12 protein-coding genes are annotated in these 12,172 nt (G+C 71.9%); 7 read left to right on the top strand and 5 right to left on the bottom strand.

Features of this window, described 5'->3' with window-relative positions; all coding sequences use genetic code 11:
- Positions 1 to 24: 24 nt before the first annotated feature.
- The gene (locus tag AB0G16_RS16070) at positions 25 to 711 is read right to left on the bottom strand and encodes a GntR family transcriptional regulator (protein WP_362805024.1); all 687 of its coding nucleotides are present in this window, start codon (positions 709 to 711) and stop codon (positions 25 to 27) included.
- A 110-nt stretch (positions 712 to 821) separates the two neighbouring features.
- On the opposite strand from AB0G16_RS16070, the gene AB0G16_RS16065 reads away from it, so the two are divergent.
- From AB0G16_RS16065 to AB0G16_RS16050, 4 genes are all read left to right on the top strand, one after another.
- The gene (locus tag AB0G16_RS16065; protein ID WP_362805021.1) at positions 822 to 2,255 is read left to right on the top strand and encodes an MFS transporter; all 1,434 of its coding nucleotides are present in this window, start codon (positions 822 to 824) and stop codon (positions 2,253 to 2,255) included.
- 357 nt (positions 2,256 to 2,612) lie between these two features.
- Positions 2,613 to 3,170, top strand: a complete 558-nt coding sequence (locus AB0G16_RS16060) for a GNAT family protein (RefSeq protein WP_362805018.1) — start codon at positions 2,613 to 2,615, stop codon at positions 3,168 to 3,170.
- Between the two features lie 150 nt (positions 3,171 to 3,320).
- Positions 3,321 to 4,136, top strand: a complete 816-nt coding sequence (locus tag AB0G16_RS16055) for a CbiX/SirB N-terminal domain-containing protein (protein WP_362805016.1) — start codon at positions 3,321 to 3,323, stop codon at positions 4,134 to 4,136.
- Positions 4,137 to 4,202: 66 nt separating this feature from the next.
- A complete protein-coding gene (locus AB0G16_RS16050) occupies positions 4,203 to 4,610 on the top strand; it encodes a nitroreductase family deazaflavin-dependent oxidoreductase (protein WP_362805013.1) in 408 nt (135 codons plus the stop codon).
- 79 nt (positions 4,611 to 4,689) lie between these two features.
- On the opposite strand, the gene pgeF is transcribed toward AB0G16_RS16050, so the two are convergent.
- Positions 4,690 to 5,376 (bottom strand): peptidoglycan editing factor PgeF, encoded by a 687-nt coding sequence (gene pgeF / locus AB0G16_RS16045; protein ID WP_362805109.1) that lies wholly within the window; start codon positions 5,374 to 5,376, stop codon positions 4,690 to 4,692.
- Between the two features lie 96 nt (positions 5,377 to 5,472).
- Here pgeF and AB0G16_RS16040 point away from each other — a divergent pair, with 96 nt between their 5' ends.
- A complete protein-coding gene (locus tag AB0G16_RS16040; RefSeq protein WP_362805010.1) occupies positions 5,473 to 5,838 on the top strand; it encodes a PH domain-containing protein in 366 nt (121 codons plus the stop codon).
- 33 nt (positions 5,839 to 5,871) lie between these two features.
- On the opposite strand, the gene glgA is transcribed toward AB0G16_RS16040, so the two are convergent.
- Positions 5,872 to 7,056, bottom strand: coding sequence for a glycogen synthase (glgA, locus tag AB0G16_RS16035; RefSeq protein ID WP_362805007.1), 1,185 nt, complete (start codon positions 7,054 to 7,056; stop codon positions 5,872 to 5,874).
- A 48-nt stretch (positions 7,057 to 7,104) separates the two neighbouring features.
- On the opposite strand from glgA, the gene glgC reads away from it, so the two are divergent.
- Complete coding sequence (gene glgC, locus AB0G16_RS16030; protein WP_362805004.1) at positions 7,105 to 8,331, top strand: glucose-1-phosphate adenylyltransferase; 1,227 nt, start codon at positions 7,105 to 7,107, stop codon at positions 8,329 to 8,331.
- A gap of 333 nt (positions 8,332 to 8,664) precedes the next feature.
- On the top strand, positions 8,665 to 9,831 hold the full coding sequence (locus AB0G16_RS16025; RefSeq protein ID WP_362805002.1) for a DUF5685 family protein: 1,167 nt from the start codon (positions 8,665 to 8,667) through the stop codon (positions 9,829 to 9,831).
- Positions 9,832 to 9,958: 127 nt separating this feature from the next.
- Here AB0G16_RS16025 and AB0G16_RS16020 read toward each other — a convergent pair whose 3' ends face one another.
- Positions 9,959 to 11,113, bottom strand: coding sequence for a mechanosensitive ion channel domain-containing protein (locus AB0G16_RS16020; RefSeq protein ID WP_362804999.1), 1,155 nt, complete (start codon positions 11,111 to 11,113; stop codon positions 9,959 to 9,961).
- 60 nt (positions 11,114 to 11,173) lie between these two features.
- Positions 11,174 to 12,169, bottom strand: a complete 996-nt coding sequence (locus AB0G16_RS16015; protein WP_362804996.1) for a ribonucleotide-diphosphate reductase subunit beta — start codon at positions 12,167 to 12,169, stop codon at positions 11,174 to 11,176.
- Positions 12,170 to 12,172 lie beyond the last annotated feature (3 nt).

The following is a 12,172-nucleotide window of genomic DNA, read 5'->3' as shown; positions in this document are numbered from 1 at the left end:
TCATTCTGCCCCATCACATAATGATTACGGCTCGGGGATGTATGCCCGTACGAGCAGTTCCTCGGCGTCGTTCAGGTAGCTCTCCAGCGCCCTCTCGGCCTCGGCCGTGCGCCCGCTCTCGATGAGCTCGACCAGCTCCAGGTTGCGGGCCACGAAGGGCTCGTGGAAGGAGCGCGGGTTCCTCATGACGTGGAAGACCAGCCGGAGCTCGGCCAGCAACTGGCGCATCGTCTCGTTCAGCCGCGGGCTGCCGTTCAACGCGGCGAGACTCTGGTGGAAGCGGATGTTGGCCGTCCCGACGTCCTGCCAGCGCCCCTCCCGGGCGGCGGCGGACGCCTCCGTCACCGCCTCCTTGATCATGGCCAGGGCCGCGGGCGTGACGTTCGCGCCCTGGCGGACCGCGGCGCCCTCGATCACCCTGCGCACCCGGTAGATGTCGGCAACGTCCTCGGCCGACAGCACGCGGACGAACACCCCCCGGTTGAGCCGGTGCTCCAGCAGCCGTTCGTGCCCGAGCAGCCGGAACGCCTCGCGCAGGGTGTTGCGCGAGACCTCCAGCACGGCGCCGATGCTCTCCTCCGACAGCCGCTCGCCCGGGACGAAGGAGCCGTCCGCGATCCGGTCACGGAGGATGTCGGCGACCTTCTCGGCGGTGCTGCTGCGCCCGAGACGTCCCCGGTCGTGCCGCAGTGCGGCGGCCACGTCTTCCACGGCCCCAAGAAATCATGAAAGAAAAGTCTTGTCGAATTGTTCAACGATTCTTATGTTGAAGGAACCCGGTGGAAGCCGTCCCCGGGCGACGCCTCCCCCAAGGAGTACACGTGACGGCGAAATCCCAGACCAGGCGGGTCATCGTGGCCGGCCTGGTCGGCACCTCCCTGGAGTGGTACGACTTCTTCCTCTACGGCTCGGCCGCCGCGCTGGTGTTCAACAAGCTCTTCTTCCCCACCTTCGAACCGCTGACCGGCACGCTGCTCGCCTTCCTCACGTACGCGACCGGGTTCGTCGCGCGGCCGCTCGGCGGCATCGTGTTCGGCCACTTCGGCGACCGGATCGGCCGCAAGAACGTGCTGGTCGCGACGTTGCTGCTGATGGGCGCGGCGACCTTCCTGATCGGCCTGCTGCCCGGCTACGCCACCATCGGGGTGGCCGCCCCGCTGCTGCTCACCGTCCTGCGCTTCGTCCAGGGGCTCGGCCTGGGCGGCGAGTGGGGCGGGGCGGTGCTGATGTCCATCGAGCACGGCGACCCCGGCAGGCGCGGGTTCAACGCGAGCTGGCCCCAGGTCGGCGTGCCCGCCGGGAACCTGCTGGCCGCCGGCGTGCTCGGGATCATGTCCGCCGCCCTGCCCGAGGAGGCGTTCCTGTCGTGGGGATGGCGGGTGCCGTTCCTGCTCTCGGGGGTGCTGGTGATCGTCGGGCTCTGGATCCGCCTGCGGATCGTGGAGTCCCCGCTCTTCGCCCAGGTGGAGCGGGCGGGCGCGAAGGCGCGGATGCCGCTGGTGGAGGTGCTGCGCACGCACCCGCGCGCGCTGCTGTCCGCGGGCCTGTCCCGCATCGGGGTGGACGTCGCCTTCTACACCTTCGTGACCTACATCCTCGCCTACGTGACCGGTCCTCTCGGGCTGGAGCGCGGGATCGCGCTGAACGCGGTGCTGATCGGCTCGGTCTTCCAGCTCTTCCTGATCCCGCTGTTCGGCGCGCTGTCGGACCGGGTCGGCCGCCGGCCGGTCTACCTCGCGGGCACGGCCGGGGCCGCGGTCTGGGTGTTCGCCTTCTTCCCGCTGCTGGACACGGGATCCTTCCCGCTGATCGCGCTGGCCTCGGTGGTGGCGCTGGCCTGCCACGCCGCGATGTACGGCCCGCAGGCCGCCTTCATCGCCGAGCTGTTCAGCACCCGGCTGCGCTACAGCGGCGCGTCCATGGGCTACCAGGTCGCCGGGATCTTCGGGGGCGCGCCCGCCCCGATCGTCGCGATCTGGCTGTTCGACCGGTTCGGCGGCACCCTCGCCGTCTCGCTGTACGTGGTCGCGGCGCTGGCCGTCACCGCGGTGGGCCTGGCCATGGCCCCCGGGCCGCGCGACGACGCCCCCGGGCTCCCCGGCGACGTCCCCGGGCCGCGTGACGACGGCCTCCCTGGCGGGCCGGACGGCCTGGACGGCCCCGGTGGCAGCGGTGGCACCGGTGGCCCGAGCGGCCCGAACGGCCCGAGCGGCGACCCGGGAACGCGCACGGGGACCGCTTCCCGGGATGCCTGACCTCGCGCGGATCCCCCTCCCCCGGGGGATCCGCGCGAGCGACCGCGATCCCCCGTGAACCCGCCACGAAGGAAACCCGGGCGGGCGGTGGCGAAGGACGGCCATCCCGGCCACCGCCCCCCGGCCCTCACCCGGGGGCCACCTCCCGGTGAGCCCCGCCCCGGGGCACGCTCCCGGAGCGGCCGGGGCCACGGGTACGGGTGGGACGGCGGCGAGGAAGGAGGCGGCGGGGACCAGGTCGTACCCGAGGGCCTGGGCAGACACCGAAGTATGCATATAAGATCACTAAAATGATGGTATGTCCGCTTGATGAGACGGTCTCCGGCCGTGGAGTCCCCGAGACGCCGGTGCCCGCGCATGCGCTCCGTTGAGATCAGGGGCAAGAGACTCCGGTTGCGTGAGGTCACCATCGACGACGTGGACGCCCTTCACGCGGTCTACGGCGACCCCACCGCGACCGAGCACCTGCCGTTCGACCCCCGTACCCGCGAGGAGGTCGAGGAGACGATCGTCGAGGCGATGAAGGCGCGGACGGCCGAGCCGCGGCTGCTCTACGTGCTGGTGGTGACCGGCCTCGACGACGGCGACGCCTTCGGCGTGGCCCGCCTGCACATCGAGGCCGACCACCCCCACAGCGCGGAGATCGGCCTCGGCCTCCGTCCCGACCAGTGGGGCCGGGGCATCGGCACCGACCTGATCCGGCTGATCCTCGCCTTCGGCTTCCGCGACCTGCGCCTGCACCGCATCTGGGGCGCCCGCTCCCCGGCCAACACCGCCGCCCAGCTCGCGATGCTGGTCGCCGGGATGGTCGAGGAGGGCAGGATCAGGCACCACGTCCGGGCTCGCGGGACCTGGCGCGACTCCATCGTGCACTCGGCGCTGGAGGACGAGTGGGAGGGCCACCGCGACGTCTGACGCCCGGCGGCGCCCCCGGGCGCCGTGACGGATCGTCCGCCGCACACCCCGGTCGTCGTCCGGGGACGGGCGGGTCCCGGCAAAATGTTGTCAGGAAATCCTGCCGTTTCAGGTAACAGAAAACAGCAAATGGCCCTAGAGTCCGCGCATGTGAGCGAGAGTCCCATCCTTCCCGTACGAGGGCGTCCGGTCCGTCCCTCCGGCAGGCACCGCAGGCCCGTACCCTCCCAGCTCCCGCCCGAGGCACCGGCGCTGGTGCTGGCCGCGCTCGGTGACGCCTCCGGCGCCGCCGCCGAGCTCGCGGCCCTGATACGGGTGGACAACCCCCAGATCCAGGTGCGTCTGGCCGGTCTCGACGAGGAGGCCAAGCGGCTGACGGCCGAGCTGGAGTCGGCGGCCAGGGAACGCCCCGAGGGCGTCACCGCCGCCATCGTGGTGCCGCTGCTGACCGGCCCGCACCCGGTCGCGGACCGGTTGATCGCCGCGGCCGTGGCGTCGAGCAGGGTCGCGGTGACGGTCACCGGCCCGCTGGGCCCGCACCCGCTGCTCGCCGAGGCCCTGCACATCCGCCTGGCGGAGAAGGGCCTGGCGCGAGCCGACCGGATGCGCCTCGTCAACGTCTCCAGCCCGGTCGACGCGGTGGTCCTCGCCACCGTCGGCGGCGAGCGGGCGGCGGCGGAGGCGCAGCCGACGGCCGTGCTGCTGGCCTCGCGTCTCACGCTGCCCGTCCTGGTCGCCTCGCTGGACAGCGCGCCCCCGGTGGCCGCGGCGGCCGAGCGGCTGCGCGCCATCGGCGCCGCGCGCATCGCGCTCTCCCCCTGCGTCGTGGGACCGGAGGCGCCCGACGGGCTGGTGGCCGCGACGGCGGCGGAGGCCGGGGCCGAGTACGCCGAGGTCCTCGGCGCGCACGACCTGATCGCGGACCTCGCCGCCCGCGCCTACGGGAGCATCCTGTCCGCCGACTGAGCGGCCGGGGGTGATCTGTCCTCTCCGCGGGGTAACGATCCACTCAACCGTCAGAGGGGACAGATCATGCTGTTCGGAAAAGAGCACGTCGAGCGGTACCGCGCGACCGACGGCGCCGAGGGACACGACTGGCAGGGCACCACCGCCCTGATCCTCACCACCGTCGGCCGCAGGTCCGGGGAACGACGGGACGCCCCGCTCATCTACCAGCGCCACGGTGACGACTACCTGGTGGTGGCCTCCAACGGGGGCGCCGACGACCCGCCGCTGTGGTACCTCAACCTGCAGGCCGACCCGGACGTCGAGGTCCAGGTGCTGGGCGACCGTTTCAAGGCCAGGGCGCGCACCGCCACCCCGGAGGAGAAGCCGGAGATGTGGCGGATCATGGCGGCCGCCTGGCCCGCCTACGACGACTACCGGAAGAAGACCGACCGGGACATCCCGGTGGTCGTGCTGGAGCGCGTCACGACCTGAGCGGCCCGGTCACCCCGGCCCGGGGCCGAAAGCCGGGACGGAGACCGGGACGGGACGGGGACCGGGGCGGGGACCGGCGTCAGGGCTCCAGCCAGACGTAGCCGGCGAACCTGCCGGTCCTGCCGTCCCTGCGGTGCGAGAACAGGTCGGCGGTCTCGATGGTGCAGCGGGTGTCGTGCGTGATCTCCCCGACGCCCGCCCTGCCGAGCTGCGCGGTGATCGCGGCCCGCAGGTCCAGGGCCGGGGTGTCCCGGCGGGTGATCGACCACGCCTCGGGGAGCGTGACCGCGACCTCGTCGCGCAGCTCCGCCGGGACCTCGTAGCAGGTGCCGCAGGCCATCGGCCCGATCAGCGCGGTCATCCGCGCCGGGTCCGCGCCGCGCCGCGCCATCTCCTCGACCAGGGCACCGACCACGCCGGCGACGGTGCCCACCCGCCCCGAGTGCGCGGCCCCGGCCAGCCCTGCCTCGGGCTCGGCCAGCAGCACGGGCGCGCAGTCCGCGCAGAGCGCGGCCAGGCCGAGGCCGGGCACGCCGGTGCAGACCCCGTCCAGCGGCGGCGGGTCCTCGCCGAACGGTTCCTCGACGTAGCGGACGTCGGCCCCGTGCACCTGGCGCATGAACACGACCCGTTCCAGGCCGAATCCGGCGGCGGTCGCGGCCCTGTTCGCCGCGACCGCGCCGGGGTCGTCCCCGCACATCCCGCCGAGGTTGCGGCTGTCGTAGGGCACGGCGCTGACGCCGCCGTGACGATCGGTGATCCTCATCTGAAAGTTCACGGGCCGACCCTACTCGGCCAGGAACCCCGCCTCCCGGACGTTCGTTCCACAGGGACACCGGTCCTCGAAGAGATTGCGAGTCCCATGACACGGGTCGTGTACGACCGCAAGGAGCAGTACCAGCAGATCGAGAGCGGTCTGATGCCCGGCGAGCAGATCATCGCCGTCTACGACGCCATCGGCACGGGCACCGGCTTCCTGGGGCTCACCGACAAGCGCGTGATCGTGCAGGACAAGTCGTTCGTCGGCAAGAAGGTCGCCATCACCAGCATCCCGTACGGGAAGGTGTCGGCGGTCAGCGTGGTGAGCAACAAGTCCTTCGCGGGCTCGTTCTTCTCCTCCGGCGCCATCGCCATCCACGTCGGCACCCACACCTACGAGGTGGAGTTCCGGGGCGACGGCAAGGCCCATCACGTGCACAACGTGATCCTGCACTACATCACCGGCTGACCGCCGCCCCGCGACCCCTTCCCTCCGGCGGGGTCAGCCCGCCCTCTCCCCGGCGACCCGGCGGTAGAGCTCCATGGTCCGTTCGGCGATGCGCTCCCAGGAGAAGTGCTCTACCGCCCGGATCCTGCCGGCCTCGCCCATCCGGGTGGCGAGGGCGGGGTCGGCCAGCAGCCGGTTGACCCGCTCGGCGATGGCGGCGGCGAAGGCGTCGGGGTCGTGCGGCGTGCCGTCGGCGGCCTGGTCGAGGGGGACCAGCAGCCCGGTGGAGCCGTCGGCCACGACCTCGGGGATCCCGCCGGTGGCGGTGGCCACGACCGCGGTCTCGCAGGCCATGGCCTCCAGGTTGACGATGCCCATCGGCTCGTAGACCGAGGGGCAGACGAACACGGTCGCGTGGGTGAGGATCTGGATCACCTCCGGCCGGGGGAGCATCTCCGAGATCCACACGACGCCCTCGCGGTCGAGGCCGCGGACCAGCGCGGTCACCTCGGCGGCGATCTCCGGCGTGTCGGGCGCCCCGGCGCACAGTACGAGCTGGGCGTCGGGGTGGAAGTCCCGCGCCGCGTGCAGCAGGTGGACCAGGCCCTTCTGCCGGGTGATGCGGCCGACGAAGACCACGTACGGCATGCTCGGGTCGATGCCGTGCCGCTCCAGGACGTCGGTGTCGCGGTCGGGCGCGTACTCGGCGGTGTCGATCCCGTTGTGGATCACCGTGACCTTCTCCGCGGCGATCTCGGGATAGCTCGCCAGCACGTCGCGGCGCATGCCCTCGGAGACGGCGATGATCGCGTCGGCGTCCGCCAGCGCGCCGCGCTCGGCCCACGACGACAGCGTGTAACCGCCGCCGAGCTGCTCGGCCTTCCAGGGGCGCAGGGGCTCCAGGCTGTGCGTGGTCACCACGTGGGGCGTCCCGTAGAGCATCTTGGCCACGTGACCGGCGAAGTTGGCGTACCAGGTGTGGCTGTGCACCAGGTCGGCGCCCTCGCACCCGGCGGCCATCTCCAGGTCGACGCCGAGCACCTGGAGGGCGGCGTTGGCCGTCTCCAGGCCGCCGGGCACCCGGTAGGCCGAGACGCCCTCCTCCGGCCGGGAGGCCCCGAAGCAGCGGACCCGGGTGTCGGCGAGCCTGCGCAGCTCCCGGGCGAGGTATTCGACGTGAACGCCCGCGCCTCCGTACACGTCGGGGGGATATTCACGGGTCAGCAGATCCACTCGCATACGATCAGCCTAGTGTTTCATCCCTGGTCGTCAGGTTAAGGTCCATTCATGAGAGTCCTCGCGATCGTGCTCGCCGGTGGAGAAGGTAAGAGGCTCATGCCTCTGACAGCTGATCGAGCGAAGCCGGCGGTGCCTTTCGGGGGGATATACCGGCTCGTCGACTTCGTGCTGTCCAACCTGGCCAACGGCCACTACCTGCAGATCGTCGTGCTGACGCAGTACAAGAACCACAGCCTCGACCGGCACATCTCCCGGACCTGGCGCCTGTCGGCGATGCTCGGCAACTACGTCACGCCGGTCCCCGCCCAGCAGCGCCTGGGGCCGCACTGGTTCTCCGGCTCCGCCGACGCGCTGTTCCAGAACCTGAACCTGATCTACGACGAGATGCCCGACCACGTGATCGTGTTCGGCGCCGACCACATCTACCGGATGGACCCGCGGCAGATGGTGCAGCAGCACGTCGAGTCGGGCGCCGAGGTGACCGTGGCCGCCATCCGGCAGCCGATCTCCCTGGCCGACCAGTTCGGGGTGATCGAGACCGACCCGGCCGGGCGCAAGATCACGGCCTTCCGCGAGAAGCCCAAGGACGCGGTCGGCCTGCCGGACGCGCCCGACCAGGTGTACGCGTCGATGGGCAACTACGTCTTCAGGACCCAGTCGATGATCGACGCGCTCCGGGAGGACGCGCTCGACCCGACGAGCAAGCACGACCTGGGCGGCAACATCATCCCGATGATGGTCAAGTCCGGCAGCGCGGAGGTCTACGACTTCGCCGACAACGTCGTGCCCGGCTCCACCGAGCGCGACCGGGGCTACTGGCGCGACGTCGGGACGCTCGACGCCTACTACGAGGCCCACATGGACCTCATCTCGGCGCACCCGGTCTTCAACCTGTACAACAGCCGCTGGCCCATCTACACCGGCCACGACCCGCTCCCCCCGGCCAAGTTCGTGCACAACGACGGCGACCGGGTGGGCCGGGCCGTGGACTCCCTGGTCTCGGCGGGCGCGATCGTGTCCGGAGGGCTCGCTCTGCGGTCGATCCTCTCCCCCGGCGTGGTGCTGCACTCCCACTCCCAGGTCGAGGACTCGGTGCTGATGGGCAACGTCAAGGTGGGCCGGGGCGCCGTCGTCCGCAAGGCCATCATCGACAAGAACGTGATCATCCCGGACGGCGCCCGGATCGGTTTCGACCTGGAGTACGACCGCAGCCGCTTCGCGGTGACCAGCGGCGGCATCGTCGTCATCGGCAAGAACGAGATCGTCGAGCGCTGACCGGCGCCGGCCCGGCGGCCCAGGACCGGGCACCTCGGACCGGGCACCTCGGACCGGGCACCTCGGACCGGGCACCTGGGACCGGAGCCGCCGGACGGGGGCACCGCGGGCTCGGGGACGGGGAGCGGGCCGGCACAGGGCGGTGACCGCGGTGGCCCGGTGACCGCGGTGGCACGGTGGCGCGGTGGCACGGTGGCGCCGGTCCTCGGCTCGAGGCCTTCCCGACGCGGGAGGCCCCTGGCGGGCCGTACCGGCAGAGATCTTCCGTACGGGATAGATTCTCCCGGTACGTTCCGTGTTTCTCACCCACCCCTCCACCCCCCGAGAGCTCACATGTTCGGCATCATCCGCCCCTGCGGCGATCACTCCTGTCCGTCGCTGCACAGGGCGTGGGCGGCTCACCTGTGCGGGCTGTGCCTGACGCTCCGCGACGGGCAGGGGCACGCGGCCCGGCTGGCCACCAACTACGACGGGTTGATCGTCTCGGTGCTGACCGAGGCGCAGGACCCCGCGGGCTCCCCTCACCGGACCGCCGGGCCGTGCGCGCTGCGCGGGTTCCGGACGGCGGACGTGGTGGACGCCCGCGCCCGGGGGGCGCGGCTGGCCGCCACGGTCTCGCTGGTCCTGGCGGCGGGCAAGCTTCGCGACCACGTCGCCGACGGCGACGCGGGGCCGGGCACCGCTCCCGCGCGCCGGATGCTGGCGGCCCGCTGGGAGGCGGCCGGCGCCAGGATGGGGGCCTCGATCGGGTTCGACACCGCCCCGCTGGCCGCCACGGCCGTCGTCCAGCTCGAGCTGGAGAACACCGCCGGGGCGTCTCTGCTGGAGCTGACCGGCCCAACTGAGGAGGCGGTCGCCGCCGCGTTCGCGCACACCGCGACGCTCGCCGGCAGGCCGGGCAACGCGGCGGCGCTGGCCGAGGCGGGCCGGTTCTTCGGCCGGATCGCCCACCTGCTGGACGCGGTCGAGGATCGGCGCCAGGACGAGGCGCGCGGGGCGTTCAACCCGCTGACCGCCACCGGCACCTCGGCGCGGGAGGCGCGGCGGCTCTGCGAGGACGCCGCGCACGGCCTGGAGCTCGCGCTGCTGGAGCTGGAGCTGGAACCCGCCGACCGGCACCTGGTGGACGCGCTGCTGGGCACCGAGGTGCGGCGCGCGGTGGACCGGACGTTCCGGCACGCCTCCGGCCCCGCCCACGCCGTCTCCCGCGAGGCGGCGCGCCCCGCTCCGGAGGACGGCCGCGCGCCGGGCACGGCATCCGCCCCCCACAGGGGGCACTCCTACGAGCGTCCGGGGTTCGTCCGCAAGTCGGCCGCGGCCACGGGAGCCCTGCTGACCTGCGGGATGTGGCGGCCCCGGTGGAGCTCGGAGCGGCGGAGTCCCTGGCACGAACGCTGCTACCTGAACAGGTGCGACGACGGCGGTGCCTGCCAGGGATGCTGCGACTGCTGCCGATGCTGCGACAAGTGCGACGGGTGCTGCTGCGACTGCGGCCTCTGAGGCACCCGGACCCCGCCCGCACCGCACCGGCACCCCGCCCGCACCGTCACCGACCCGGGCACCGACCCGGGCGGCCCGGCCTCCATGGGGCCGGGCCGCCGTTGACGGGCCGCCGGTGACGGTCGCCTCAGGACGGCGGTTCCTTCCGGGGCCGGTCGCCGCCCGTCCCCCACGAGCCGACCGGCCGGGAGTCCGGCTCGGCCGCCGTCATCCCGGTGAGCAGCCCGGGAACGCTCTCCGAGACGGGCGGGACGTCGACCCGGAAGCGGGGCATCGACTCGGGGTACCTGTCACGGACGAAGGCCACCATGTGCTCGCGGATGTCGCACTTGAGGTCCCAGGCGCTGGCGGAGTCGGAGGCGCTCATCAGGGCGCGCAGCTCCAGCAGCCCGTTGGGAAGGGTGTCGGTGACCTGGAGGGTCCAGTCCTTCTGGTCCCAGAGCGGGTGCTCGCGCAGCGCGCGGTAGAGCTCGGTGCGCAACTCCTCGACCGGCACAGACCAGTCGACCCGGATGAACACGTGACCGACCACCCGGCTGCTGTGCCGGGTCCAGTTCTCGAACGGGTTCGCCGTGAAGTACGAGACCGGCAGCACCAGCCGGCGCTCGTCCCACAGCCGCAGCACCACGTAGGTCAGGCTGAGCTCCTCGATGCGGCCCCACTCGTCCTGGACCACGACGACGTCGTCCAGGCGGAGCGCGTCGCTGAAGGCGAGCTGCAGCCCGGCGAGCATGTTGCCCAGCGTCGACTGGGCGGCGATGCCGACCACGACGCCGGCGATCCCGGCCGAGGCCAGAAGACCGGCTCCCAGCGCCCGGACCTGCGGGAACGTGAAGAGCATCGCGCCCAGCGCCACCACGATGATCACGGCTGAGGCGACCCGGCGGACCAGGGTGATCTGGGTGCGGATGCGGCGGGCCCTGCGGTTGCGCTCGCCCTCGACGGCGACCAGGCGGTCCAGGACCACGTCGGTGATCGCGTAGGCGGCCTGGATGACCAGCCAGGTGGCGCACGCGATCAGGACCAGGCTGAGGCCGCGGTCGATCGCCTGGCCCGCCGAGCCCTCCACCAGGGTCGGCTCGCCGGTGCGGTCGGGCGTGTAGACGGTGTAGGCGGTCGCCACGGCGGCCGTGGCGAACCCCGGCCAGGTGCAGCGGCGCACCAGCGGGCCGGCGAGGATCCACCTCTCACCGATCAGTCGTGAACGCAGCACCCTGCGTACCGCCTCCACCGCCACGATCGCGGCGGCCACGGAAACGATCATGATCATCCAGTCGGACACGAACGACGTCCCCCTCGGCCTCTCTGTCCTACGAGCTTCCTTTCCGGGATCTCCAGCTAATCAGAAGGACTCATCAAAGGTGACATTCCCCTCGACGGCTACCTGATAGGCCGAAACCCTCCTCTCGAAGAAGTTGGCCAGCTCCTGGACGTCCTGCAGTTCCATGAACGCGAACGGGTTGGCCGTACCGTACCGGACGGGCATGCCGAGCCTGACCAGCCGCTGGTCGGCCACGTACTGCAGGTAGAGCCGCATCGGCTCCACACCCATCCCGTGCATGCCGTCGCCGCACAGGTCGGCCGCGAAGGCCAGCTCCGCCGCCACGGCCTCCTCGATCATCCGGGTGACCTGCTCGGTGAGCTCGTCGTCGAACAGCTCGGGTTCCTCGGCCCGTACGGTCTCCACCACGCCGAAGGCGAACTCCATGTGCATGGACTCGTCGCGGAACACCCAGTTCGTCCCGGTGGCCAGGCCGCTGAGCAGGCCGCGGGAGCGGAACCAGTACACGTAGGCGAACGCCCCGTAGAAGAACAGGCCCTCGATGCACGCCGCGAAGCAGATCAGGTTGAGCAGGAACGCCCGCCGGTCCTGCCGGGTCTCCAGCCGGGTCAGCCCGCCGAGCGAGTCGATCCAGCGGAAGCAGAACTCGGCCTTGTCGCGGATCGAGGGGATGTGCTCGACCGCGGCGAAGGCCTTGACCCGCTCGTCGTGGTCGGGCAGGTAGGTGTCCAGCAGGGTCAGGTAGAACTGGACGTGCACGGCCTCCTCGAAGAGCTGCCTGCTCAGGTAGAGGCGCGCCTCGGGCGCGTTGAGGTGCTGGTAGAGGTTGAGGACCAGGTTGTTGGCCACGATCGAGTCGCCGGTGGCGAAGAACGCCACGAGGCGGTTGATCAGGTGGCGTTCCTCCGGGGTCATCCGCGCCAGGTCGGCCAGGTCGGAGGCGAGGTCCACCTCCTCGACGGTCCAGGTGTTGCGGATCGCCGCCCGGTAGCGCTCGTAGAACTCCGGGTAGCGCATCGGCCGCAGGGTGAGATCCATGCCGGGGTCGAGCAGCATCGG

It is taken from the genome of Streptosporangium sp. NPDC023615, from assembly GCF_040640155.1.
Lineage (GTDB): Bacteria > Actinomycetota > Actinomycetes > Streptosporangiales > Streptosporangiaceae > Streptosporangium.
This window is presented reverse-complemented; position numbering and strand designations above follow the sequence as displayed.